Source organism: Pedobacter kyungheensis (assembly GCF_000812965.1).
Classification (GTDB): domain Bacteria; phylum Bacteroidota; class Bacteroidia; order Sphingobacteriales; family Sphingobacteriaceae; genus Pedobacter; species Pedobacter kyungheensis.
The window spans coordinates 189466-215570 of record NZ_JSYN01000015.1 but is presented as its reverse complement, the minus strand read 5'-3'; the positions used below and the strand labels follow the sequence as shown (position 1 = coordinate 215570).

Below are 26105 nucleotides of genomic sequence, written 5' to 3'. Positions count from 1 at the left end.
TTAATTTAATAATTGGTACAATTCTATATAATTTAATGCCGCATTATCCCACGAGTGGTCTAGCTTCATCATTGTTTTACGCACTGCTTTAAAAGCCTTTTTATTGTTATACAGTTCTACTGCGCGGTTAATGGCGTGAGTAACATCCCAAATACTGGTTTGGTCGTGGCAAATACCAAAACCTCCATCGCCAATATCAATCACGGTATCTTTTAACCCACCTATACGCCGTACCATGGGCACTGTACCATACCTTAAAGCATACAGCTGGTTTAAACCACAGGGCTCAACACGCGAAGGCATAATCAGGAAATCGGCACCGGCATAAATTTCGTGCGAAACCTGCTCGTTATAGCCGATATAAGCATTATACTTACCCGGAAAAATATCTTTTAACTGGTTTAAACGCCCTTCCACCCAATTATCACCCGATCCTAAAACCAATATATTGATGTTATCGCCATGCTGCTGCAAAGCTGTATAAAATATATCTGGCAGCAAATCGGCTCCTTTTTCGTCAACCAGCCGACCAATAAAAGTAAAGAGGGGTTTAGACGCATCTAACTGAAAAACATTGCACAGGGCAGTTTTGTTTGCCTGCTTACCAGCTTCAACGGTCTTTATATTGTAACCTTTGCCCAACATTGGGTCGGTTTCCGGATTCCAGACTTCACTGTCAATACCATTTAAAATCCCTACCGATTTCCAGCGCTCCTGTCTCAACAAACTTTCTAAGCCACGGGCATTGTTCATCATCTCTTCCAGATAGCTTGGCGAAACTGTAGTTACGCGCCACGCACATTTTATGGCCGATGCCAAAGGGTTTATGGCATCATCCCAGCCCAGTAAACCACCTTTCCATAAATCGAAGGCCGGCAAATAGTATAATTTATCCCAGCCAAACTGCCCCTGGTATTGGGCGTTGTGAATGGTTAAAACTGTAGGTACGTGTTTAATGCTTTCGTATTTTAAACAATTGGATGCCATGAAAGGGATTAAACCCGTATGGTGATCGTGACAATGGATTACATCCGGGCGGTGTTCCCATTGAGCAATCCAATCTAAAGTAGCAATCTGAAAAGCGACAAAGCGTTCGGTATCATCGCCATAGCCGTAAACATTGGGTCTGTCGGTAAGCCCTTTAATATGAATTACATAAACATCGAACCCCAGTTTATTAGTTCTTTCTTTTAATATACGGTATTGAAAATGGTGGTTGCCATAGTTAGACCAGGCATCGTAAGTGACTTCGAACTCGCTTTCGCGAATGAATTTTGTGTCGTACGCCGGAACAACCACCTTGGCAATGTGACCTAATTTATTTTGATACTTGGGCAATGCCCCTACTACATCGGCTAAACCACCAACTTTTGCAACAGGGTAACACTCGGCACTTATATGTATAATTTCCATCAAATATTTGGTGTAGATAACCTAAGTAAGTTACTAATTGTTTTGAGCATTGCAAATAATGTAAATTATATTTTTAGGTGAATATTCGGAGCTCAGGTATCTCCTGTTTAGTGCATTTATTTTCGCACTGAAAGGCAGTATTTTAGCTGATTTCCCATAACTACGCAAAAGTACGCAAGCATGTTTCGCGTTAAAAAAAGGAAGTATTAGAAAGCGGTTTAAACAGCAGTAAATGCGGAGTGGTGGTAATAAAAATCAGGGATTTAATCTGCGATGATCATATTTAATCTGCGGGAGAATTTATGATTGTTCCCCGTGGATTGCGCTGATACATGCAGATGCAAGGAACAAAAAAAACCGCCTGGCTCGCCCATGCGGTTTTAACAACAAAACAAATATATTTTTGGTTCAAAAATAACTTAATACTCTTCCGCTAAATTTTCGTAAAAATCGCGGATAGGTTGAAACTGGGGGTGCAAGGAAACCACATCGCCAAACACCAATAAGGCTGGTGCAGTGATTTTTTTATCCTCAACAATTTCGGCAATGGTATCAACAATACCTACTGCAATTTTCTCTTGCGGCGTCGATCCATTCTGGATTACAGCTACCGGTAAAAGATTTTTGCTTTCGGCCTGAAATATGGCCGCAATTTCTTTTACTTTCTCAATTCCGTTTAAAACCACAATGGTAGCTTTGGTTTTGGCTGCGATGTATAAATCTTCTGAAATTTCGCCCCTGGAGTTGGTTCCGGTTACTGCCCAGAAGCTTTCGCTCAGGTCTTTATAAATCATCGGGATCTTTTGTAAACTTGGTGCACCTGTAGCACTCGAAATACCCGGGATAATTTCAGTTGGAATGCTGTAAGATTCGGCTGCATCAATTTCCTCGTAACCTTTGGCAAAGAAAAACGGGTCGCCGCTTTTTAAACGCACCACGTGACCGTAGTTTAAAGCATAATCAACAATCAGTTTATTTACCGCCTCTTGCGAGAAATCTTCATCATCACTGCGTTTACCCACATAAACTTTTGGAATACCATCTGGCGCATGACATAGTAAAGCTTCGTTCACATTTGCATCGTACAAAACAACATCAGCTGTTTTTAATGCTTTAACACCTTTTAAACTAAATAAATCCGGGTCGCCAGGACCTGCACCTATTAAAGTAATTCGTGGTTCAATGTTCGCTTTTTCTACTTTATTTAAAATCATAACACCAAATTTATGCTGGTTCACATTCGTTAATTATTACAAATATATAAAGTCTATAGGAATTGTAGTAATTTATTTTAAAATAATTTTTCGTGTCATGCTGAACGAAGTGAAGAATCTCTAAAAACGAAGCACCTCCCTCGAAAAAAGTCTTCAAATTCGCAACATGCTATTAGCTTAGGAACTTCATTGGTTGATACTACGATAGATCCTGAAACAAGTTCAGGATGACGATTTGTATTCAGGATGACAAACAAAAAGAAAAATACCTCCGTGTTTTCTGCACATCCGTGGCAAAATAATAGTGCTGTCAGATATTACTATCTAACAGTACAAGAAATTGAGGAAATAAGGTCAGATGGGAACATCTGACCTCACAGTAGGCTACAGAGTAGTCATTTAAATAAACTTATTTACAGTTCACTTCTGTAAAAATAAATTTTCCGGCTTCGTAATTAATCGGTTTTCCTTTTACAAAATAAGAACGGCCCAGTGTGGTTTCAATCTGCCCTACTCCCATAATCAGTTTACCATCTTTTTTTAAGAAAGCCAGCGGATTGGTAAATACCCGGGTGCTATCTTTCCCAGTATTAAAGCGATAATCTACATATAAGGTATCGCCACTAAATTTACCGTCAATTTTACCGTTATTCTGCGGTTTATTGGCGTACTTAATCAATAATGAACCAGCTACCTTACCCGAAGCCATTGTTTGAACAATAATGGCTGCACTATCTTTTTCAAATGCTGCTGCATAACAGTTTTGGTTAATCAATGAATCCTTTTTTTCGGCTTCGGCCTTCTTTTCGGATGAGTTACAGGCAAAAACAAATGGGATAACAGTAAATGCGAGATACAAAAGATTTCTTTTCATATTGTTTGCGATTAAATTTTCTGATAATAATGTAAGAATAAGATGAAAAGTTTTAATTATTTCCACAATGAAAATACGATTAATAGCTAAATAAAACAATCGTTTATTAATGAAAAGCGGGGCTACCGTAAAACGATGCCCCGCTGAAATTGCTTTCACACTATACCTTTCGGCATAGCGTCTTCATCTTATATTTGGTTGTGGTTTTGCCGGATTTTTATATCATTCATCCACCTCACATCACCCTTTATTTTATTCTACTGCCGCCCTGAACATCAAAGCACCCACGGTTAAATTGGTACGGCTATCAACCAAAATGGCTGAGCCATTGGCCCGATTATCATCATAAAGATCAAAAGCCAAAGCATCTGCTGTTTTAACAATTACGCGACCTATATCGTTCAGTTTAAATTCATCAGCAGCATGTTTTTCAAGCGTATTGATATCTACTTTGTGCAGAATTTCGCTGATTTTGCACTTGGTTACCTTACTGTTATGCTGAATGTTATACATAATCGAGGTATCCAGCGCACGTGCATCCATCCAGCATAAATCGGCTTCAATCAGTTTCGATTCCTGTGGCAATGCAGCAGCATTAACAATAGTATCGCCACGACTAATGTCTACATCATCTTTCAGGTGGATAATTACTGATTCGCCCGCGTGTGCAGCATCCAGTTCTTCATCAAAAAATTCGATTTTCTCAATAGTTGAGCTTGCTCCTGAAGGCAATACATTTACTTTATCGTTCAGGTTAAAAGTTCCGCTCAATACACGGCCTGCATAGCCGCGGTAATCGTGCAACTCGTCGGTTTGTGGGCGTACTACCCATTGAACCGGCATGCGTGCCAGTTGCGAACGGTCTAAATGATCGGTATCTACCTGCTCTAAGAAATGTAATAAACTTTCGCCTTCGTACCACTCCATATTACCAGAGTTTTGCACCACGTTATCGCCTTTTAAGGCACTAACCGGAATATAAGTTACGTCTTCCAGCTTAAGCTGCTGAGCCAGTACTTTATATTTTTCGATGATGGAATTATAAACCGTTTCGCTATAATCAACCATATCCATTTTATTGATACAAACTACAACATGCTTAATACCCAGTAACGAAACAATGTACGAGTGACGAATCGTTTGCTCTACTACGCTGTTCCGGGCATCGATTAAAATAATGGCCAGATTAGCGGTTGATGCACCGGTAACCATGTTGCGGGTGTACTGAATGTGCCCCGGAGTATCGGCTATAATGAATTTACGTTTTTCGGTTTGAAAGTATTTGTAAGCCACATCAATGGTAATGCCCTGCTCGCGTTCTGCCCTTAAACCATCGGTTAAAATAGCCAGGTCAATAGTTCCGTCGTCATTTTTACGGTTCGAGCTTTGTAAAGCTTCCAGCTGATCGGCTAAAATAGAATCTGTATCGTATAACAAACGGCCAATTAAGGTACTTTTACCATCATCTACACTGCCTGCTGTAAAGAATTTTAATATGTTCATGTTTTTAAGTATTAAGATAAAGTATCAAGTATCAAGACATATTGAAGTCTATCACATTCAACTCAAACTTATTTCGATTTAGAAGATTTGTATTTATAATTTGCATCCAGTCTTGATACTAAATACTTTCTACTTCTTAAAAATATCCTCCCTTTTTCCTGTCTTCCATTGCTGCTTCCGAAACTTTATCGTCTAAACGGGCGCCACGCTCTGAAATTTTAGATGCGCTGATTTCAGCAATAATATCGTCAATCAGTGTTGCTTCCGACTCAACCGCAGCGGTACAAGACATATCGCCAACGGTACGGAAACGCACTTGCTTGCGGAATACAACATCTTCATCGTCCATATTTAAAAACGGCGATGCAGCCATTAGCTGTCCGTTACGGGTAATTACATCGCGCTCATGCGAGAAGTAAATGCTTGGCAATTCGATTTTTTCGCGACGGATATAGTTCCAAACATCAAGCTCAGTCCAGTTGCTGATCGGGAATACGCGAATGTTTTCGCCTTTATGGATTTTACCGTTATAAATGTTCCAAAGTTCTGGTCGTTGACGTTTAGGGTCCCACTGGCCAAACTCATCGCGAACGGAGAAAATACGTTCCTTTGCACGTGCTTTTTCTTCATCCCTGCGCGCACCTCCTATACAGGCATCGAACTGGTGTTTGGCAATAGTATCTAATAAGGTTACGGTTTGCAAAGCATTTCTGCTTGCGTTTTTACCCGTTTGCTCTACCACTTTACCTTGATCAATAGATTCCTGAACAGAGCCAATAATGAGTTTTTCGCCAATTCTTTCTACCATTTTATCACGGTAGGTAATGGTTTCTTCAAAATTATGTCCGGTATCGATGTGTACCAATGGAAAAGGGAATTTACCCGGGCGGAAAGCTTTTTCAGCTAAACGTACTAAGGTAATCGAGTCTTTCCCACCAGAAAACAATAAGGCTGGCTTCTCAAACTGCCCTGCAACCTCACGTAAAATGTGAATGGCCTCTGCCTCCAGTTCATCTAAATAATCAAAATTATATGTACTCATTATAATATGTTGAAATGATTGATTGTTGAAATGTTGGAAGGTTGCCTGCCAGCGCTGTTCCTTTTTTCAACTGCTTATATTTGTTTTTTGTGTTGTTAAATTATTGCAAAGTTTAATGTTGTAAAGTTGAAACGTTTTCGTTCCATTTTACAAGCTCACTTCTTACTTAGCTACTTCACTTCCGCCTCAGTTGCGTGTAAACCACATTCTTTTTTGCTTTGGTCTTCCCACCACCATCTTCCGGCCCTGAAATCTTCGCCTGGTTGTACGGCCCTTGTACACGGAGCGCAACCGATACTCGGAAAACCTTTGTCGTGCAGGGTATTGTAAACAATGTTGTTCTCTTTAATATAGGCTTTAACATCATCTAAAGTCCAGTCGAAAATCGGGTGGAATTTAACGAGCTGGTTACCTTCATCCCATTCTACATCGTGCATATCTTCGCGATTGGCACTTTGATCGGCCCTGATACCTGTAATCCAGATTTCGTTATCTTTTAAGGCTCTTTTTAAAGGTTCTATTTTACGAATGTAGCAGCACTCTTTCCTGTTTTCAACCGATTCGTAAAAACTGCTCGGACCTTTACTGTTTACCATATCCTGTAAAAGTTCATTTTGCGGATAATAGGCATAAATAGGCTTGTTATAGATCTCGAGTGTACGGTTCCACACGTAATAGGTTTCGGGGAATAAGCGCCCTGTTTCTAAAGTAAAAACCTTGATTGGAATATTATTGGCAAAAATAAGGTGTGTAATGGCCTGATCTTCCCATCCAAAACTGGTTGAAAAAATAATGCGATCTGCATAACGATCGGCTAAAAATCTTAATTTTTCAATGGTATTTAAGCCTTTTAGTGCTTCTTTTATCTCTTCTACACGTTCCATCACTAAATTAATTTTAAAATAAACATAATTACACTGCGCAAGCTTACCAGCATTACAATAATACCAACGGCAACCATAATGGTCTTCGCCGAAATTTTGTTGGATACTTTTGCAGCAATTGGCGATGCAATTGCACTACCAATAATTAAACCTAAAACAGCTTCCCAGTGTTTACCACCCAACATGGTAAAAAAGGTTAGCGAGCTGAGTGTGGCAATAAAGAAACGGCTGATTTTTACTGTGCCTAAAGAAAACAATGGGTGCCTGCCACCGGCAATTAAACTCGAAAGTACAATTGACCCCCAGCCACCACCGAAAGCAGCATCGATAAAACCGCCTCCGAAGCCCAGTAAACCAATTTTTTTAATTTTCTGATCTGCTTTTTTTCGCTTGATATTAAAGGCTTTCATTAAAATAATCCCCCCTAAAAACAAGGTATATACGGCTACGATTGGTTTAACATAAGCGCTATAATGCTCTAAAGATGATAAAATATAAGCACCTAACACCGCACCAACAATGGCAGGCAGGATTAATATTTTAAACAGTTTCCAGTTTACATTGCCCATGCGGTAATGCATCCAGCCGGCAATTCCGTTGCTCATTACTTCCGAAATGTGGATAGCCATACTGGCCGAAGCCGGAGGTAAACCCATAGCCAGCGAGAAAGAGGCCGTGGTTACACCATACGACATACCAATTGCCCCATCAATCAAGGCAAATACAAATCCTGCACCTAAAAACCAGTAGAACAAAGGATCAATATTGATCAGGAAAGCCTGAAACTCGGGCTCGGTATTCCATAATGAAAAGCCTATGGCCACGATTAATAAAACCGAAGCCACCCAGATTAACCATTTGATATTGCGCTCGGCAAAACTCTTTTTAGGGTTAATTAAGCTTTGGGTAACTTTATTCAGCTTTTTAACTTTTGCAGAGAAATCGCCGTTTAAGGTTTGGCGCAAAGCGCTCATGTTCTGTAAAGTTTCGTCCAGCTCAGCTGGTAGACCTTCATTCAGAATTTGTTTTAAACGTTTGGCTATAGTAGGCGATTTCCCATTGGTAGAAATCGCAATTTTTAAATCGCCTTTTTGAACGATAGAACCTAAATAAAAGTCGCAAAGTTCGGGTTTATCGGCCACATTGATCAGTAAACCTTTCTCGTTGGTTACTCTTCTGATCTCTTCGTTTAAAATATTGTTGTTTGTGGCCGCAAAAACGATATCGATATCCTGTAAATCAGAAACATCAAAACTTTTTTGCTTCACCTTAACCAACGGATAGTTAGCAATTAAGGTATAAACCTCAGGAGAGACAACTTCGGCTACAATGGTTATGTTAGCCTGGTGACTGTTGTTCACAATCGCCGTTAATTTTTCGAGGCCAATATTACCCGCACCAATTAATAATGTACGCAGCTTATTCAGCTTCACAAAAACCGGAAACAGCTGGTTACCTTTTTCCTGTTCAGAAAAATATTCTGCATTATTGGGTTGGTTAGGCAATACTTGCATATTGTTTAATGATGTTTTTAAATGACGGATGTAATGATACAACTTCTCCAAATATTAACAATGCCGGAGCCTTAATATTTTCGTGCTGCACTAAACTTTCTATAGTTTCTACCACCCCAACAACTAACTTTTCATCCTCTGCCGAGCCATTTTGCACCACAGCGGTCGGTAAGTTATGCTTTCCGGCAGCTTTAAAAATCTCTACAATTTTTGATAGTTTTTTAAGTCCCATCAACACCACTACCGTAGCATTCGATTGTGCTGCCTGGTAAATATCTGCCGATACCTCACCCGAAGTGGTTGTACCGGTAATTACCCAAAAACTTTCGCTCAAGCCACGGTGTGTAACCGGAATTTGTTGTAAACCTGGTACACCGATTGAACTCGAAATGCCTGGGATAACGCTTACCGGAATACTGTACGATGCCGCATAATCCAACTCTTCATATCCTCTGCCAAATACAAATGGATCGCCACCTTTTAAGCGCACCACGTGCCCATAGTTTAAAGCATAATCGATCATTAATTTATTGATTGTATCCTGCGGATAAGAATGCTCGCCTGAACGTTTACCTACATATACTTTAATGGCTTCTTCAGGCGCATGCTCCAATAAAGCTTCATTGGTTAATGCATCATACAACACCACATCTGCAGTTTGTAAAGCCTTTACCCCTTTTAAAGTTAACAAGTCAGGATCGCCTGGACCTGCACCCAGAAGGGTTATTTTTGATTCTTTATTTTGATTAACCATGTTTCTTTTTAATTATTGAATTTTGAATGACTGGATAAAGAGTTGTTTGGTGCGTGACGTTTAGCCTTGCAGTTCTCAAATCTATTGTCTCCAATCTCATTTTACCAATACAGCTCTTTTTTCCTTAATCTGATTTAAAAACTCACTGGCCTGTTCAAAATATTTTTGAGCGAATTCAGCACTTGGTTCGTTTTTATTGATTTGCAAAACCAAATCAGAAAAATTAGTAGTCAGGTTAAATTCGCCGGTTTCAACATAATGATTGTCAAACTCGCGGATTACGCCAACCTGCGTGCTGCTGTTTACGCCTTTATCTAACAATAGTGATTTGGCTGCACTTACAAACGTACTGTAGGTATGGTAAATCGCATCGGCGTAAGCACCTTTTTCTAAGTTTTGTTTTGCCCAGTCAAATTTCTCATCAGCTTCTAACAATAAAGTAGCAACCAAATCAATTACCACACCGGCACACTCGCCTACTCCGATTGCCGTAGCAAAAGGCTCTACGTGACCCCAGTCTACAAATTCTTCGGTTTGCAGGTTGGTTAAATCAGCCAGTGGCTTTAATAACTGATAAAAGTGATCTTTACCTTTTCTATCGTAATACTGGTGAAAATTCTCGTCAGCCAGGTTATTGGCTTTAAAATCGTTCAGAATGTAATGTAAAACGCTTGTTGCTCTTTTAGATGGCACCTTAATAACGCGTTCGGCCACACGACCAACACCATCACCAACCGTACCACCACCTAACATTACCTGTACAGCCGGTACCACTTTTCCTTCGGCTTTTACCGAACTGCCGTGAAAACCAATTTCGGCTAAACCATGCTGACCGCAAGAGTTCATACAACCACTGATTTTAATGTTGATGTTTTTCTCGTAAATCAACTCAGGGAAATCGGTATAAATTACCTCTTCCAAAACCTCGGCCAAAGTCATAGAGTTGGCAATACCTAAATTACAGGTATCTGTTCCGGGGCATGTAGTAATATCGGCAACACTATCGAAACCGGCAGTTGTAAAACCAATTTTATTTAAGGCAGCATATAAAGCAGGTAAAGCTTCTTTACGTACATACTTTAACAATAAACCCTGGTTTTGTGTAACCCTGATTTCGTCGGCGACATAAGGTCTGATAGCATCAACAAAGGCTCTTGCCCGATCTGTTTTAATATCGCCTACCTGTACTTTTACGTAAACCGAATAAAAACCAGCCTGTTTTTGTTCTACCACGTTAGTAGCCGACCAGTGTTTATAGTGGGTTTCATTTAATATCTCTACCGCCGGATAATCTTGCTCAGCTGGCAAAACAGGTTCAGCGATGGTATTTAAATCTATTTTAAAGCTTTTTACTTTATTGGCAACGCGCTCTTCGGCTACCAGGCGTAAAACCTCATCTAAACCTAGTTTTTGCACAAGATATTTTAAACGGGCTTTATTACGGTTGGTACGCTCGCCATAACGGTCGAAAACGCGGAGCACCGATTCGGTAAAAGGAATAATCTGATCTTCGTGTAAAAATTCGTGAACGGCACTGGCTAAAAAAGGTTGTGCACCTAAACCACCGGCAAACAAAACTTTAAAGCCACGTTCGCCCTGCTCGTTAATTTTTGGAATGAAACCTAAATCGTGAATGTAGCTAAATGCAGTGTCCTTATCACTCGAAGAGAATGAAATTTTAATTTTACGCCCCATTTCCTGACAGATCGGGTTACGCAAGAAGTATTTAAAAACAGCATGAGCATAGGGTGAAACATCAAATGGCTCATCTTTATCAATACCCGAATTTGGCGATGCTGTTACGTTACGCACCGTGTTACCACAAGCTTCGCGCAAGGTAATATCATCTTGCTCCAATTTAGCCCAAAGCTCCGGTGTGCGGTCTAAGCTCACATAGTGCAACTGAATATCCTGACGAGTAGTTAAGTGCAAATTGCCGCTTCCATACTCATCGGCAATATCGGCAATGCGCAATAGTTGCTTAAAAGTAACTTTTCCGAAAGGCAGTTTAATGCGGATCATTTGTACGCCTGGCTGTCTTTGTCCGTAAACACCGCGTGCTAAACGCAGGCTCCTAAACTTTTCGTCGTGGATGGTACCATCCCGAAAGGCTTTAATTTTATTCTCTAAATCGATAATGTCCTGCTCGACAATATTGTTTTCGAGTTCTGTTCTGAAAGTTTGCATATGTGTTGTTAGCTTTATTCAAAAAATGCTCCCCTTTACCGGGAAGCATCTAATATTTTATACTTAAATTATCTATAGGCTCCCTGTTACTGTTGTTTGCAACAATAGCGCATCATCCTGATAGCGGTTCTGTTAAGTATAAAATTTAGGTTCATCCGTCAAATATATAAAGTATATAGGAATAGTCGTAATTTTTCTTGAAAAAAATTACGATAGGGTGTTAATCTGTAAACGCTTAGCGACAGTTTTTTATTGATTTTAAGCCTTCATTATACTGCGCAATCGTTTGTTAAAATATTTTGATGAGTGAAAATTTATTTTTGAAGAATGTGCCTAGCATTTCATCGACTGAGTAAAGACTAAGCTGGTTGGTGATGACACCAACCAGTAGAATGATATAATTTCATCCCCCTACCCCCTTCAAAGGGGGAAAGATCAGCTTTAGATGAAAAGAAATACGTTATCGGTTGATATCTCCAGCGAAGATTCAAAAGTTTTTATTTCCCTTTGAGATAATCTCATCCCCCTTTGAAGGGCCGGGGGATGATTTTTTTCCCACCCCTCAATATAAGCCTGAATTGTCCGCTCCACGTTCTCAATATCATGCATTATCCCCTCATCATTAAAGCGTATGACTTGAAACCCCATTTTATTCAATGCGAGTTCCCTTTGCTTATCTTTCTCAAACTGCGTTTCCCATTCGTGAGTAAGTCCATCGACTTCTATTATTAATTTCAAATCTTTCGAAAGAAAATCTGCGATGTAATTTCCAATTGGTCGCTGCCTTAAAAAAGGATATCCTAACATTTTTTTATTCCGCAATAATTCACACCAGATTTTTACTTCTGCTTTCGTACCATCCTTTCGATTTGTGCGGGCAAAAGATTTCAGTTTAATGTTATAATTATTGTTGTTCATCTAATTAATTTACACAATTAGACCGGAAAATGATAACTATGCTTTTAATGAAATTAGTTTTTTCTTGGTTTACATCACCCGTTTCATCCCCCTGCCCCCATCAAAGGGGGAAAAGATCTGCTTAAATGATAGAAATACACTATCGGTTGGTTCCTCACCAAATTAAAGGGGCAATAAAAAAAGGTTGGTGCAGACACCAACCTTTCCACAATATGATTAAAATAATTTCTTACAATTTTTCGATTGCCAGTTTCAGCGTATCCTCACGGCTAATTACATCAGCAATGCTGGTTTCGCTTAAAACCTTCAGTGTAGCATCCCTTACATCGATAAATGCACTTCTGATTCCGCAGGTTTTTTCGTCCTCGCACTCATCGCATTTATGATAGAAGTTTAAACTCGCACACGGCACCATTGCTATAGGGCCATCGGTAACCCGCATGATGTGCACCAAAAGGATTTCTTCTGGCTTTTTATTCAGGCTGTAACCACCTCCGGCTCCTTTTTTACTGTATAAAAAGCCGGCGTTACGCAAATCGAGGAGAATTTGTTCCAGGAATTTTTTTGGGATATGCTCCTCCTCTGCAATTTTTGAGATTTGCATAGGTGGTTTATCTAAATTTTTACCAAGCGCAACAAGTGCCTTTATGGCGTATTTTGTTTTTTTCGACAGCATATTCGCACAAAGCTAATAAAAGAAAGTAAATTATTAAAATACGCCGTTCAGCAGGTTTTGGTTTTCAACCTGCAAGCAGTTTATCTTAAATTAGAAACTCAATCTTTTAGGATACAATTAATCAAAGAAGCGTAAAAATAATCCAAGTTGCAAACTGCAGGCAATTTATCTGCGTTTAAGCCCTACATTTAACTTATGCCTCCTATCAATTTGTAATGAAAAGAAAACTCAATATTATACCGCTCCTTATTGTAGCATTTATGTTTTTTGCCTTAAATGGCTACGTTTTATCGGGTCTGGGCACCTTAAATCAATCTACCTGGCTTAGCCCGGTTTTCTGGGTGTTTATAGTAGGTTTAACCTTTGCACTGTTTTATGCGATACAACAAATGCGCATACAGGGTATTAACCGATTTTTTCAGATTGTAAGTCACACTTTTCTGATCATTTTTACTGCAGAGGTTGTTTTCGCAATTGTTTTACTGTTGGGCGATGTGTATCGTTTCCTGTTCAGTGTAACCGGGAGCTTCAATGGCAATGGTTTTCATCTTTTAGCGCGCAGTAACAATTGGGTTTATTTTGCTTTTGCGATGTTTTGCTTAACCATTGCCCTGTTTGCTTACGGCATTACCCAGGGTAAATATGCATATAGGGTAATTAAACACACCTTGTATTTCGACGATTTGCCAAAGGCTTTCGATGGTTTTACTTTAACCCAAATTTCGGATGTGCACGCAGGCAGTTTTACCAACCCCAAAGCGGTACAAAAGGGTATTGATTTAATTAACGCACAAAAAAGCGATCTGTTTGTGTTCACTGGCGATCTGGTTAACAACGTTGCTTCTGAGATTGTCCCCTACATTGGTCATTTTTCGCAAATTAAAGCCCCATTCGGGCAATTTTCGGTTTTAGGTAATCACGATTACGGCGATTATGCAAAATGGCCCAGCGAAGCGGAAAAGATTAAAAATCTGGATCAGCTAAAAGCTTACCACAATACACTTGGTTTTAAACTACTGCTGGATGAACACGTAGAACTGCATAAAAACGGCGAAAAAATTATCCTGGCCGGAATAGAAAACTGGGGAATTGGTTTTGGCGAACGTGGCAATTTAAATAAAGCTTTGGCTAATACCGCTACAGATGATTTCAAAATTCTGTTATCGCACGATCCCTCGCACTGGGATGCACAGGTAAAGAATTATCCTTCCAACATACAATTGTCGCTGGCAGGCCATACCCACGGTATGCAGTTTGGTATTGAGGCTTTTGGCATTAAATGGAGTCCGGTGAAGTACCGCTATAAACATTGGGCCGGGATTAAAACCGAGAATGGCAGGTATTTAAATGTAAACCGGGGTTTTGGTTTCTTAGGCTTTTCCGGACGGATTGGGATCTGGCCGGAGGTTACAGTGATTGAGTTGAAGCGGAAGTAACACTTATTGTTTTTTACCACCTTAGAGCAACTAAGGATAAGAAATCGTCATTCCTAGAAGGCTTTTTATAAACGATCGTCATTTCGAGCGGCCCCGATAGCTATCCGGGGCAACGGAGTCGAAAAATCTGCTTAGATAGATTTCTCCGTTTCACTGCGTTTCAGTCGAAATGACGACCGTCTAATATGATTTTCTAATAATTAAGCGTATAGGTTACATTATACGTGCGGCCGCGACCAGCATAATAAAAGGTTTCAGGTTTAGCTAAAGCAGCATATAAAATTGATGAACGCTGACTCCAAACTGTCTGGTAATTTTTATTCAGCAGGTTTTGAACACCGATAGACAGGCTCCCGGTAAATACTTTAACCGAGCCCAATAAATCAACTGTAGTATATCCTTTAAGTTCGTATTCTTTTAAGTTAGTGGCAATTCCTTTCGAATCAAACGAGTGGAAAACCTGCGCTTTTAATCCAAATACTTTTCCGTTATAACCCAAATAACCTGCCAATTTAGACGGACTAGATACCGTTACATCCTGCAATGACCAGGTTCCGTCAGCATTTTGTTTCTGGGTTTTGATGTACAAACCGTTGGCACCAGCCTCGAAACCATTTTTCAGGTTTAACGATAATGAACCTTCAAGGCCAATATTTCTAACGTGCTCATCATACACTTCGATATTGAAAGTGCTGTTGGTTTTCACGTTTTTATCAGATAAAGCATAAAAAGCAGCAAGCTGAGCATTAAATACGCCTGTGCGATAGCGGTAACCGGCCTCATATTGATCAGTTTTAATACCCGTTAATGGAGAACTGCCCACATTGATCGAATTACCTAAATTCCAGTTGGTACCAGCCAAAGTATAAGTTCCCTGACCATAATATTTTGCTGGATCGGCCAGGTTAAATCCTTGCGAATAATTAAACCAGGCCTGTTGAGGAGCATTGATTTTAAACACCAAACCACCGTTGAGCAGATTTACATCGTAGTGGTTGCTTCCACCGGCAATTGTGGCAGCTGTACGGCCAACACCATAAGCCAAAGGCACAGCTGCTGCGATACCTACAAAATCGCCAACTTTTACAAACATGCGCTGCTGACGAACCCCACCCGATAGGGTTAAGAAATCGGCCAGTTTAAACTGTGCCTGTAAAAAACCAGATAAGCCATTTACCCTGAAATTCGGGTAGCGGGCAATAGTAGCAACTGTGGTATTGATTAATCCGCCCGATGTAGCAGCTTTTACACGATCATAAAGGGCTTGCTGCGCATTAAAATTCTCGTTATCGGCATCAATACCATAAGTAAGGTTTAATTTATTCCAGTCTTTATTTAATACCAGTTTTAAAGCACTGTAATTTGTATTTTGGATTGATGAACCACTATACAATACGCCTGGTATTGCAGCTTGCCCCGGAAAAGGGTGAAAACTAAACTGCTCATTTCTGGCAGCAGCCTGTACGTAAAGCGTTTGCCCACCTAAAATATCGCTGGCCTGATAATTCGCATTGATATTGGCACGGCTTGTTTTAGGATCAACATCCGATGAATAACCATTTCTCATCTCTAACAACGAAGCATTAGACAATAAGCCGGCATAATTGGTTCCTAAAAATAGGTCCTTGCTGCCACGGTAACCCGAATTGTAATATTGAGCGTTTACCGTTAACTTTTGATAATCAGTTAACTTAAATTCAGTACTACCAAAAAAATCGAACGACTGGTTGTACTGCAAATCGGTTTGGGTAATATCGGTAAAAATCTGTTTTCCATCGGCACCATAAGCCGCATTGTTTTTCTGGAATGCAATACCAATCCGGCCATTCCAGTCTTTGCTACCACCCGAAATGGCCTGCGCTACGCGAACATCGTGATCGCTTTTTTCTTTCAGTCCGCTACGTACACCCAATTGCGTGGTAAAACTTGGCTGACTGTCTTGTCCTTTTTTAGTAATGATATTGATGATACCACCCGTAGCACCGCCACCGTAAACAGCACTCGCACCCGATAACACCTCAATTCTTTCGATATTAAACGGATCAATTGATTCGAACTGACGGCTTACACCACGCGTACTGTTAAGTGATACCCCATCAATCATCACCAGGGCATCTCTGCCGCGCTGGTTCTGTCCGTAGTTGGTGCGGCCTTCGGGTCCGGCATCTAAACTCGGAATCAATTGTGCCAAAGCTTGTTTAAACGGTACTCCGGCCTTAACCTGCTCCTGTACTTTTGCGCCATCAACTACCCAAACCGTACCGGGTATTTCGCTAATTTTGGTTGGTTTACGGGCCGATACCACTACCACTTCCTGCATATTGGCAGTAGGGCTTAAATTAATAATTAAATTAAGGGTTTGCCCTTTAGCAAGGTTTACTTTTTGTAATACGGTAACATAACCCACATAACTAACCTGTAGCTGATGGGCACCTTCGGTTAGTGCAAGTTCGAAGCTGCCATCGGCACCAGTAGTTACCGCAGTATTTTTCCCCTGCGCTTTAATATTCGCACCGCTTAAGGGGGCTGTTTCGCCCACAACCTTACCGGTTATGGTCTGGGCTTTACCTGTAAGGATACATCCACAGATCAGGATTGCAATTAAGTATAGATTTTTCATTCAATGATTTATTTTTTCCGCAAAACAATCATTTTATTTGGATTAAATCCAAATAAAATGAAGCAAATATTTTAGAAAAACCTCATAAACTAGACTAAAATACCATCTTAACTCACTTATTAACAAATATTTAAAACTATTTTAAATATTATTTTTAATCAATCTAAATAAAAATATACCTTAGCAGTCGAGATTATAGTCTACAATACACGCTTATTTTAAGTACCCAACTAACCAATTTATCAGTAAAAAAATTACCGGCTTTTAAGCCTGGTACTGTAATACCTAATTGACCTTAAATGATTTTGAAAAATTGAAAAACTAATGTTTACATCAGCCCTAGAAAAACCCGAATTATTAGATTTCCTTACCGAAAGTCCGGCCAGGGAAATCTTTCACCACGAAAACGAAGCAGAATACCTGCATGCTGTCGGCAAAGTTACCCAGGCGGTAAAAAAATTCCTGAACCACAACCAACAGCCCTTTAGTGGGGTATCGCCAGCCCAACTGAAGCCTTTGTTCGATGCCATTGAGTTTGAAAAAACCCACGACAACTACGATGCGCTACTGAAAGAAGTAGAACAGTTGTACACCAATCATGCTGTTGCTTTCCATCATCCGGCCTACATTGCGCACTTAAATTGCCCTATTGTTATTCCGGCCGTTGCCGCCGAAGTAATGATTTCGGCCATCAACTCCTCCATTGATACCTGGGACCAAAGCGCCGGCGGTACCTTAATTGAACAAAAACTAATTGAATGGACCTGCGACCAAATTGGCTACAGCAAAAAAGCTGATGGTATTTTTACCAGTGGCGGTACGCAGAGTAATTTAATGGGGCTTTTACTGGCCCGCGATCATTATGCCATCACAGCGCTGAATCACAACATTAAAGTGAATGGCTTACCTGCAGAAGCATCACGTTTCAGGATTTTTGTTTCCGAAAAAGCACATTTCAGCATCCAGAAGAATGCTTCCCTATTAGGTCTGGGCGAAAAAGCGGTGATCAAAATTAAAACCGACCGTAGTTTCAGGATGAATACGGTACTGCTTGAAGATGCCATAAAACGAGAACTGGCACAGGGCAACATCCCGATTGCCATAGTTGGCACAGCAGGCACTACCGATTTTGGAAATGTAGACCCATTGAAAGAACTGGCAACGCTTAGCCAGAAATACAATACCTGGTTCCACATTGATGCAGCTTACGGCTGTGGTTTATTGCTGACAGATAAATACCGCAGCCTGCTTAATGGCATTGAGCTGGCCCATTCGGTTACTGTTGATTATCATAAATCCTTCTTCCAGCCGGTAAGCAGCAGTGGTTTTCTGGTGCGCGACAAACACTTTTTTAACCTGATTACGCACCATGCCGATTATTTAAACCCTAAAGACCACGACGAAGACGGCCTACCCAACCAGGTAAACAAATCGATCCAGACTACCCGCCGCTTCGATGCACTAAAACTCTGGTTTACGCTGCGCATGATGGGTCGCGATAAACTGGGTGGCTATTTTGATACCATTATTGAAACCGCCGCCGAAATAGCCAGCCTATTGAATGCCGACAATGATATTGAGCTGATGAACGAATCGGATATCAGCGCATTGGTTTTCAGGTACCGCCCTAAAAATGCACAACTGGATGTATGTGCAATGAACCAATACATCAAAAAGGCCATGTTTAATCAAGGTAAAGCCCTGGTGGCCGGCACCAAGATTAACCAACAATTCTACCTCAAATTTACCCTACTAAACCCGCTTACTACCATCAGCGATATTGAAAACATCATTAAAATCATTAAAAAACATGGAAACGAATACGTTAGACTCAATCAAGCTTCAGCAGATTTCAGAAGAAACTAACTTCAATGCGCTCCTAAACAGCTATTGCCGCGAATTTACCAACTGGACCCGCTATGCAGGCATCCCGAAGTATGATGCTCCGCTAGCTGATTATCTGGTAACAGCAACTGATCGCCTACACATCAGGTTCGATTTTAGCAACATTGGCTATGAAGTTTATGCCCCATTAAAGTTTTATGCGGATAGCGGCCGACATATATTTAATTTTCCGGTTATAGCACGAAATATTGAAACGGACGCAATTGCAAGCATTGATATTTATCGTTTTATGGAACTGGCTGTACAATTTAGTGCAGCTGAATTTCCGGATGCAGCTGCTGATGTGGTAAAAGAACGCTTAAGCAATAGCGTAGAAAACCTCCAAAAATTCCTTTCCTTTTTTCAGCAAAACGGTAAGCCGGTAAACTTTGCCAAAATGAATTTTATAGCAGCAGAACAATCGCTGTTTTTAGGTCACAATGCCCACCCCCTACCCAAAGGCCGTTCAGGATTTAATAGCGATGAAGAGCTTTTTAAATATTCACCCGAAACAAAAGGTAGTTTTCAGCTCAGTTATTTTTTAATTGCCCCAGCTAACATTACCGAGAAAAATGCTGAAGGTTTTGATATTACCGATTTATTCAGAATTGAACTTTCAGAATCTGCCAATGCGGAAACCATCGCTTTGCTGGATCAATATCCCGACCATAAAGTAGTGCCTATGCATCCCTGGGAAGCTGGTTATCTGTTAAATCAGTCTGCTGTACAAGCCATGCAAGCCGAAAAGTTACTGTTTTACTTGGGGCAATTTGGCGAAGCTTACACCCCTACCTCATCAGTAAGAACGGTATATAATGTGGCGAGCGATTGGATGCTTAAATTTTCGTTGCATGTTAAAATCACCAACTCGCAACGGGTTAACCTGGTTAGAGAACTGCACCGGGGTTACGATGTAAGTAAACTATTAAAAACTACTTTAGGCAAAGCGGCCAAAGCTGAATTCCCCGAAATCGAATTCATCACCGACCCGGCTTTTATTACGGTGAATTATCAGGGTCAAAACATCGATGGTTTTAACATCAGCATCAGGCACAATCCGTTTAAAGGTGAAGAAGCTGAGAAAAATGTAACCCTCCTTGCTGCTTTATGTCAGGATGGATTACTTGGCCAAAAACCGAGATTGGTACATGTAATTGAAGAGGCCTCGATCAATAAAAACAAAAGCCTTGCCCATACTGCCGTAAACTGGTTTAAACAATACCTGCACCTTTGCGTAGCACCTATTGTTGGCCTGTACAATCATTACGGAATGGCTTTTGAATTTCACCAGCAAAATGTAATGGTAGAGCTGGATAAGGACTTCTATCCGGCAAAACTGTATTTCAGGGATAACCAGGGTTATTTCTTTAGCGATAGTAAAGCTGAAGCACTGCAAAAGGCATATCCGGAAATTGCGGCAGAAAGCGGTTCGATAGTACCGAATGAATACATTATTCCGAAACTGACCTACTATTTGCTTATCAATAATATTTTAGGTGTTGTAAACGCTTTGGCAAGCAATGGTCTTGCCGATGAAAAAACATTGATCGACCTGGTTTATCTAGAATTTAAACAATTCGAAAACAGCGATACCACTGGCCTGGTTGATTACATCATTAACCGCCGTAGCTGGGAAGTAAAAGGCAATCTGCTTACCAACCTTTGCAATATTGATGAAGCGAGCGCCCCGATTGATAATCCAGCCATTTACCGCGAATTTCCAAATCCGCTCTCTAAGTATCTTTTTGCCGAGAACCTGATTAAACCACAAACCAAAGAAGTGCTTTACAGCAGGTATTTCCCTAAAGAAGACGTAACGATTAACATCCGGCCTTTTGATATCGACCGCGATCTGGAAATGGTACACGACTGGTTTAATCAGGAACATGCGAAGCCCATCTGGAAAATGGACGGGCCAATTAAAGGGCTTGAACTTTTTTACCGGACCTTATTGCCTAACGATGCCTCGCACAGCTTTATTGGCGAGATAAACGGCGAACCCACCTTTACCATTGAGCCTTACTGGCCCATGCGCGATGGCGTTGGCGCCTGCTATGAGGCATTAACGACTGATTACGGCGCACACCTGCTCATTGCACCAACCGATAAAGACAAAAAATACAGTTTTGAAACCGGTCAGGCGCTAATGGACTTTATTTTTGAACAGAAAGAAGTGGGTAAATGCATTGGCGAAGCCGCAGTTGAAAGTCGCGCCATGCATATTTTCGTAACCCGCCTTGGCTTTAAACTCGAAAAAGTAATTCAAATGCCTTATAAAAAAGCAAATCTAACCTTTTGCTACCGCGATTGGTACTGGGAAAAATTCCCCGAAGCCAAAGCCTACGCTCAGGCCAAATTAGCACCATTTGAAACGGAGGAAGCCTAATGCAAAACCAGAAAATATACGACATAGTAGGCATTGGCATTGGCCCTTTTAACCTGGGGCTGGCCGCTTTATGTGCACCAATTAACGGTTTATCGACTCTGTTTTTAGATCAGGCCAGCGAATTTAACTGGCACCCGGGTATGATGCTAAGCGATGCCACCCTGCAGGTACCTTTTATGGCAGATTTGGTTACTTTAGCCGATCCAACCAGCTCATACAGCTTTTTAAATTACCTGAAACAAACAGATCGTTTGTATAAATTTTACATCAGGGAAGATTTCTTTGTACTGCGCAAAGAATATAATGCTTATTGCAGATGGGCGATTAGCCACTTGCCTAACTGCCAGTTTGAGCAAAAAGTTACCGCTATACATTACAAAGATGGTATTTACGAGATCGAGCGAATTAACCAAAACACCGGAACTACCGAAACAATTTTCACAAAAAAAATTGTGCTGGGTACCGGAACTGGTCCAAAGGTGCCGGATTTTGTTAAACCGGCTTTGCATAAAAATGCAATACATTCTTCGGAGTACCTCCGGTTTAAACAAAGTATTTTACAGCAAAAAACGGTAACGATAGTAGGTTCAGGACAAAGTGCAGCAGAGATTTTTTACGACCTTTTACCTGAAACAGAAAACGGACTACAGTTAAAATGGTTTACGCGCCCTGACCGGTTTTTCCCAATGGAATATTCGAAACTGACATTGGAACTGACCTCGCCAGAGTATGTAGACCACTTTTACAACCTGACTGATGCGAAACGGAAACAACTGTTAAGCAAGCAAAACTCGTTGTTCAAAGGCATTAATTTCGATCTGATTAACCAGATTTTTGATAAACTGTATGAGTTAAGCGTAGATGGCGAAAAAATAAATGCAGAATTGATGCCCAACTGCCAGCTAAACAATTTAATCGAAAACGACGGTTCTTATCAACTCGATTTTTACCATACAGAGAGCGAAAAAGATTTCAGCGTAGCTACTGATTTTGTGATACTGGCCACGGGTTACAAATACAATGAGCCTCAGTTTTTAACCCCAATACAAGATCGCATTGGCCGCAATACCGACGGACTTTTTCAGGTGCACCGCAATTATGCCATTGATGTAAACGGAGATGAAATTTTTGTTCAGAATGCCGAATTGCATACCCACGGTTTCGTAACTCCAGATTTGGGTATGGGCGCTTACCGCAATGCTTCCATTATCAATGCCGTGCTGGGTTTCGAAATCTATAAAATAGAAAAACGCATCGCTTTCCAGCAATTTAGTATAACAGAAAAACAAGAGCCTGAATTAGCTGAGGAGCAAATACAATTTACAGTTGGTCGGGATTTGTAATCCCGATCACTGAAAAACGGATTTGAAATCCAACACTGTCACGTTGAGCTTGTCGAAACGCCAGGTAAATATTTAGAAGATCCTTCGACAGGCTCAGGATGACAGATCTATAATTGAGAGCCGGATTACAAATCCGGACTAACTTATAACTGAAAACAAAACCATGAATTACAACGACTTCGATCAAATAAAACCATTAAAAAAAGAAATCTGGGATAAGGTAAATCTCAATTATATTGCCAAATCGATTGTAGAACTGATGCACGAGAAACTTGCCGAACCGGAACAGATTGGTAACCATAAACCAGCCTGGACCGATTACCATTTAGCTACTGACAGTGCCGATATTTACTACACCTTTTCGGGTCAGGAACGGGCGCTGGATTACCTGCATATTGATAAAAAGAGCATTAAAAAGTTTGTTAACGGCGAAAGTGTAGCAGTAAACAATGCACCTGCATTTTATACCGAGCTGCAACAAACTTTCGGTATTAAACCCTTTACGCTGGCCCATTTTATAGAAGAAACCTTAAATACGCTTTATGCTGATGCCTACATCCACGAAAAAGGCCGGTTAACTGCTGATGAACTGGCCAATGCAGATTACCAGACCATTGAGCACCAGATGGATGGGCACCCGTGGGCTACCATTAACAAAGGCCGCATAGGTTTTAACCACAGCGATCAGGGTAAATATGCACCCGAAGCTGCACAAAAAACGCGTTTGGCCTGGCTGGCGGTACACCAAAGCAGGGCATCGTTTAAAAGTATTGAAAGCATTTCGGCCTTTTCGTTCTACAATGAGGAGCTTAGCTTAAAACAGGTACACGATTTTAACCAGGTACTTTTAGAACAGCAGCTACAGCCGGCTGATTATTTCTTTATACCTGTGCACGAATGGCAGTGGAACAATAAAATTGTGCTGCAATTGGCGCATGATATTGCCCATCAGTTAATTGTACCTGTCGGACTTGGTGCTGATGAATACATGTGCCAAAACAGTATCCGCACCTTTTTTAATGTAAGCGAGCCTAAAAAGCATTATGTAAAAACTGCTATTTCTATTTTAAACACTTCAATATTCAGGGGTTTATCGCCTAAAAAACTGGCTATAGCACCAAGGGTAACACAATGGGCAAAAGATATGCTGCAAGGCGACGAATATTTAAAGCAGACCCGCGTAGTGCTTTTGGGCGAGGTGGCAACAGTAGCCTACACGCATCCACAATACAGCGAAATTCCAGGGTCACCATACCAGTACCAGGAGTTTTTAGGGGCCATTTGGCGCGAGAGTGCTGAAAACTATTTACTTGAAGGCGAAAACATCATGACAATGGCCAGCTTGCTTTATGTAGATGATCCGGGCAAAAGCATGGTACAGGCACTGATCGAAAAATCGGGATTAGATGCCGCGAGTTGGTTAAATGCTTATTTATCGGCATACTTAAAGCCGGTGCTACGCATATTTTACAAACATGCCTTTTTCTTTAGTCCGCATGGCGAAAATACCATATTGGTGATGAAAAACGGGGCTCCGGAAAGAATTATCATCAAAGATTTTGTGGAAGAAATTGTACTTACAGAAGAATCGAAAGCTAAATTACCCGAAGAGCTGGTTGATGTTTTAAGGGAAATTAACGACGAGTTGGCTCCCCTTTTTATCCTTTCAGGCATTTTTGATGCCGTATTCAGGTACCTGGGCAATATTTTCCATAGCTATGTAGGTTTGGATGAAAAACAGTTCTGGCGTCAGGTGGCCGATGTGATTTTGGCTTTCCAGCAGGAAAATCCTGAACTAGCTTCAAAATTTGAAAAATTCGACCTGTTTGTTCCAGAGTTTACACGCGTATGCATTAACCGCGTGAGGTTACTTACCCATGGTTACAGCGAAAGCACCGATGTTCCGGTACCGGAATTGATTGGCACGCTGGTGAACCCTGCGGCTGAAGCTTTGAAAGAGGATGTTTTAGTATAGCTTAATCCTGTGCAGTCAGATGTTACCATCTGGCTGTATTAAAAAATGTTCTATTGAGTGTCAGATGCTAACATCTGACACCACTGATAGGATCGTCATTTCGAGCGAAGTGCAACGCAGCCGAGAAATCTATCGGGATAGATCTCTCTCCCGACTTAATATTGGGACTGCGCTTCAGTCGAGATGACGATCTATTAAAACTATAAAAATAGTTAATTTCTTAAAATAATCTTATCTTGCTTTACCAATTCCCATCAATTATGAAAGCATTATTACTGATCATTTTATCGGCCCTGTTATTTGAAACGCCAACCATTGAAAAAGACCGCGATCGCTGGAAACCCTATTACAGTGAGGTTAGTCCGGCAAAAACAGCTGATCAATGGTACCTGCCCTTCGAGGTAGCCAACCGCAAAAAGGTAAATAACATTAAAATCATCAGCATTTTTGGCGATCATCGCGATAGTTATGTTAAAGGGCATATTCACACGGCGATTGATATTAACCCTGCTCAACCCAAAAGCAAACTGGTTGGTGTCTATGCCATGGCCAACGGCACTGTTTGCTCGGTACATTTAGGTGAAAACCAGCGTACGGTTGTGGTAAAGCATAAATTAGCCAATGGCACAACCATGTTTACTACCTATAAACATTTAAAAGAAGTGTATGTAAGCAATGGCCAAAACGTTGATCAGAACACCAAACTAGCCCGCTTGTTTACCCCACAGGAAAGCAAAAAATATGGTGGCGATTACCATCACCTGCATCTCGAAATCAGAAAGAAATTTGATGATTATGGCTGCGCAAGCTGGTTAACCTTTACCAAGGCACAGCTCAATGAGCGGTTTTACAATCCGCAGGTGTTTATTAAAGAATATGTTAAATGAGGTGAGTAATAGGGCCTATTAATATAAAAGACCTATAAGGTTTCCAGGTGGTTTCCCCATTAAACCTATTATTACAAAAGACCTATGAGGTTTATAAGCAATATGCACATTAAACCTCATAGGTTTGAAATAATTTTTATAGCTGATAAATAAAAGACCTATGAGATTTCTAAGCGACATGCCCATTAAACCTCTTAATAATAATAGACCTATGAGGTTTATAAGCAATATGCCCATTAAAACCTCATAGGTCCGCTTTTTAGAATAGGCTTAAAACTTAATTTTTAAGACACATTTCTCCCTGTTTTCGTCATTAGTTAGGCCATCTGGCAAGCTAATTCTCAATCCTTTAGCATCCTGTTTCCACTTGATGATAAAATCTTCGTCGGCCATAACCAGCGATTTCACCTCGAAAATAGCTGTTGATAACGATTTGATGATCAATTCGCCATAATTAAATTCAAGCAGTTCTATATTCAATTCATCGGCTTCGCCAGAATAGAAAATAATGGGATTAACCTCATAAATATTGAGCTCCTTTGCTTTTGTTGTTCTTTTTTCGCCTGATGCCATAATCTTAATTGTTTTTGATTAA

Annotated in this window: 19 protein-coding genes; 6 read left to right on the top strand and 13 right to left on the bottom strand. The window is 40.6% G+C overall.

Features of this window, described 5'->3' with window-relative positions:
• The 11 genes from OC25_RS13685 to OC25_RS13635 form a co-directional block, all read right to left on the bottom strand.
• Entirely contained in the window at positions 1 to 1413 is a 1413-nt protein-coding gene (locus OC25_RS13685; RefSeq protein ID WP_039476919.1) for a glycogen synthase, read from the bottom strand.
• A gap of 419 nt (positions 1414 to 1832) precedes the next feature.
• Positions 1833 to 2627, bottom strand: coding sequence for a uroporphyrinogen-III C-methyltransferase (gene cobA, locus OC25_RS13680; RefSeq protein ID WP_039477006.1), 795 nt, complete (start codon positions 2625 to 2627; stop codon positions 1833 to 1835).
• Positions 2628 to 3036: 409 nt separating this feature from the next.
• On the bottom strand, positions 3037 to 3501 hold the full coding sequence (locus tag OC25_RS13675; RefSeq protein WP_039477004.1) for a hypothetical protein: 465 nt from the start codon (positions 3499 to 3501) through the stop codon (positions 3037 to 3039).
• Between the two features lie 252 nt (positions 3502 to 3753).
• Positions 3754 to 5004, bottom strand: coding sequence for a sulfate adenylyltransferase subunit 1 (locus OC25_RS13670; RefSeq protein WP_039476917.1), 1251 nt, complete (start codon positions 5002 to 5004; stop codon positions 3754 to 3756).
• 136 nt (positions 5005 to 5140) lie between these two features.
• The gene (gene cysD, locus OC25_RS13665; protein ID WP_039476915.1) at positions 5141 to 6046 is read right to left on the bottom strand and encodes a sulfate adenylyltransferase subunit CysD; all 906 of its coding nucleotides are present in this window, start codon (positions 6044 to 6046) and stop codon (positions 5141 to 5143) included.
• Between the two features lie 170 nt (positions 6047 to 6216).
• A complete protein-coding gene (locus tag OC25_RS13660) occupies positions 6217 to 6930 on the bottom strand; it encodes a phosphoadenylyl-sulfate reductase (RefSeq protein ID WP_039476912.1) in 714 nt (237 codons plus the stop codon).
• A gap of 2 nt (positions 6931 to 6932) precedes the next feature.
• Complete coding sequence (locus OC25_RS13655; RefSeq protein ID WP_052266206.1) at positions 6933 to 8444, bottom strand: TSUP family transporter; 1512 nt, start codon at positions 8442 to 8444, stop codon at positions 6933 to 6935.
• Positions 8428 to 9198, bottom strand: a complete 771-nt coding sequence (gene cobA, locus OC25_RS13650) for a uroporphyrinogen-III C-methyltransferase (RefSeq protein ID WP_039476911.1) — start codon at positions 9196 to 9198, stop codon at positions 8428 to 8430. Before cobA (OC25_RS13650) ends, OC25_RS13655 begins: the two co-directional genes overlap by 17 nt.
• Before the next feature lie 96 nt (positions 9199 to 9294).
• On the bottom strand, positions 9295 to 11385 hold the full coding sequence (locus OC25_RS13645) for a HEPN domain-containing protein (RefSeq protein ID WP_039476909.1): 2091 nt from the start codon (positions 11383 to 11385) through the stop codon (positions 9295 to 9297).
• A gap of 441 nt (positions 11386 to 11826) precedes the next feature.
• A complete protein-coding gene (locus tag OC25_RS13640) occupies positions 11827 to 12303 on the bottom strand; it encodes an endonuclease domain-containing protein (protein WP_052266205.1) in 477 nt (158 codons plus the stop codon).
• 229 nt (positions 12304 to 12532) lie between these two features.
• Entirely contained in the window at positions 12533 to 12979 is a 447-nt protein-coding gene (locus OC25_RS13635) for an RrF2 family transcriptional regulator (RefSeq protein WP_039476907.1), read from the bottom strand.
• Between the two features lie 215 nt (positions 12980 to 13194).
• Here OC25_RS13635 and OC25_RS13630 point away from each other — a divergent pair, with 215 nt between their 5' ends.
• Positions 13195 to 14415, top strand: a complete 1221-nt coding sequence (locus tag OC25_RS13630) for a metallophosphoesterase (RefSeq protein ID WP_039476904.1) — start codon at positions 13195 to 13197, stop codon at positions 14413 to 14415.
• A gap of 193 nt (positions 14416 to 14608) precedes the next feature.
• Here the strand turns inward: OC25_RS13630 and OC25_RS13625 are convergent, their stop codons facing one another.
• Positions 14609 to 17035 carry a TonB-dependent receptor gene (locus OC25_RS13625; protein WP_039476902.1) on the bottom strand — a complete coding sequence of 809 codons (2427 nt, stop codon included), beginning with the start codon at positions 17033 to 17035 and terminating at the stop codon, positions 14609 to 14611.
• Between the two features lie 324 nt (positions 17036 to 17359).
• Here OC25_RS13625 and OC25_RS13620 point away from each other — a divergent pair, with 324 nt between their 5' ends.
• The 5 genes from OC25_RS13620 to OC25_RS13600 all read left to right on the top strand — a co-directional run bounded on the left by OC25_RS13620 (position 17360) and on the right by OC25_RS13600 (position 25510).
• Positions 17360 to 18901: a pyridoxal phosphate-dependent decarboxylase family protein gene (locus OC25_RS13620; protein ID WP_052266204.1), complete on the top strand. Its 1542-nt coding sequence runs from the start codon at positions 17360 to 17362 to the stop codon at positions 18899 to 18901.
• Positions 18846 to 21305: a GNAT family N-acetyltransferase gene (locus OC25_RS13615; protein ID WP_039476900.1), complete on the top strand. Its 2460-nt coding sequence runs from the start codon at positions 18846 to 18848 to the stop codon at positions 21303 to 21305. The genes OC25_RS13620 and OC25_RS13615 overlap by 56 nt, the downstream gene beginning before the upstream one ends.
• Positions 21305 to 22648, top strand: a complete 1344-nt coding sequence (locus OC25_RS13610) for a lysine N(6)-hydroxylase/L-ornithine N(5)-oxygenase family protein (protein ID WP_039476898.1) — start codon at positions 21305 to 21307, stop codon at positions 22646 to 22648. The genes OC25_RS13615 and OC25_RS13610 overlap by 1 nt, the downstream gene beginning before the upstream one ends.
• A gap of 163 nt (positions 22649 to 22811) precedes the next feature.
• Positions 22812 to 24623: an IucA/IucC family protein gene (locus tag OC25_RS13605; protein WP_052266203.1), complete on the top strand. Its 1812-nt coding sequence runs from the start codon at positions 22812 to 22814 to the stop codon at positions 24621 to 24623.
• 260 nt (positions 24624 to 24883) lie between these two features.
• Positions 24884 to 25510: a M23 family metallopeptidase gene (locus OC25_RS13600; protein ID WP_039476896.1), complete on the top strand. Its 627-nt coding sequence runs from the start codon at positions 24884 to 24886 to the stop codon at positions 25508 to 25510.
• A 270-nt stretch (positions 25511 to 25780) separates the two neighbouring features.
• On the opposite strand, the gene OC25_RS13590 is transcribed toward OC25_RS13600, so the two are convergent.
• Entirely contained in the window at positions 25781 to 26083 is a 303-nt protein-coding gene (locus OC25_RS13590) for a hypothetical protein (protein WP_039476892.1), read from the bottom strand.
• Positions 26084 to 26105 lie beyond the last annotated feature (22 nt).

Excerpts from the sequence above, each read along its gene's own strand:
- OC25_RS13640 (WP_052266205.1), bottom strand. The coding sequence starts at position 12,303 with ATGAACAACAATAATTATAACATTAAACTGAAATCTTTTGCCCGCACA.
- OC25_RS13645 (WP_039476909.1), bottom strand. The coding sequence starts at position 11,385 with ATGCAAACTTTCAGAACAGAACTCGAAAACAATATTGTCGAGCAGGAC.
- OC25_RS13675 (WP_039477004.1), bottom strand. The coding sequence starts at position 3,501 with ATGAAAAGAAATCTTTTGTATCTCGCATTTACTGTTATCCCATTTGTT.
- cysD (WP_039476915.1), bottom strand. The coding sequence starts at position 6,046 with ATGAGTACATATAATTTTGATTATTTAGATGAACTGGAGGCAGAGGCC.
- OC25_RS13605 (WP_052266203.1), top strand. The coding sequence starts at position 22,812 with ATGAATTACAACGACTTCGATCAAATAAAACCATTAAAAAAAGAAATC.
- OC25_RS13655 (WP_052266206.1), bottom strand. The coding sequence starts at position 8,444 with ATGCAAGTATTGCCTAACCAACCCAATAATGCAGAATATTTTTCTGAA.
- OC25_RS13590 (WP_039476892.1), bottom strand. The coding sequence starts at position 26,083 with ATGGCATCAGGCGAAAAAAGAACAACAAAAGCAAAGGAGCTCAATATT.
- OC25_RS13630 (WP_039476904.1), top strand. The coding sequence starts at position 13,195 with ATGAAAAGAAAACTCAATATTATACCGCTCCTTATTGTAGCATTTATG.
- cobA (WP_039477006.1), bottom strand. The coding sequence starts at position 2,627 with ATGATTTTAAATAAAGTAGAAAAAGCGAACATTGAACCACGAATTACT.
- OC25_RS13600 (WP_039476896.1), top strand. The coding sequence starts at position 24,884 with ATGAAAGCATTATTACTGATCATTTTATCGGCCCTGTTATTTGAAACG.
- OC25_RS13620 (WP_052266204.1), top strand. The coding sequence starts at position 17,360 with ATGTTTACATCAGCCCTAGAAAAACCCGAATTATTAGATTTCCTTACC.
- OC25_RS13660 (WP_039476912.1), bottom strand. The coding sequence starts at position 6,930 with ATGGAACGTGTAGAAGAGATAAAAGAAGCACTAAAAGGCTTAAATACC.
- OC25_RS13610 (WP_039476898.1), top strand. The coding sequence starts at position 21,305 with ATGCAAAACCAGAAAATATACGACATAGTAGGCATTGGCATTGGCCCT.
- OC25_RS13670 (WP_039476917.1), bottom strand. The coding sequence starts at position 5,004 with ATGAACATATTAAAATTCTTTACAGCAGGCAGTGTAGATGATGGTAAA.
- OC25_RS13685 (WP_039476919.1), bottom strand. The coding sequence starts at position 1,413 with ATGGAAATTATACATATAAGTGCCGAGTGTTACCCTGTTGCAAAAGTT.
- OC25_RS13635 (WP_039476907.1), bottom strand. The coding sequence starts at position 12,979 with ATGCTGTCGAAAAAAACAAAATACGCCATAAAGGCACTTGTTGCGCTT.
- OC25_RS13615 (WP_039476900.1), top strand. The coding sequence starts at position 18,846 with ATGGAAACGAATACGTTAGACTCAATCAAGCTTCAGCAGATTTCAGAA.
- OC25_RS13625 (WP_039476902.1), bottom strand. The coding sequence starts at position 17,035 with ATGAAAAATCTATACTTAATTGCAATCCTGATCTGTGGATGTATCCTT.
- cobA (WP_039476911.1), bottom strand. The coding sequence starts at position 9,198 with ATGGTTAATCAAAATAAAGAATCAAAAATAACCCTTCTGGGTGCAGGT.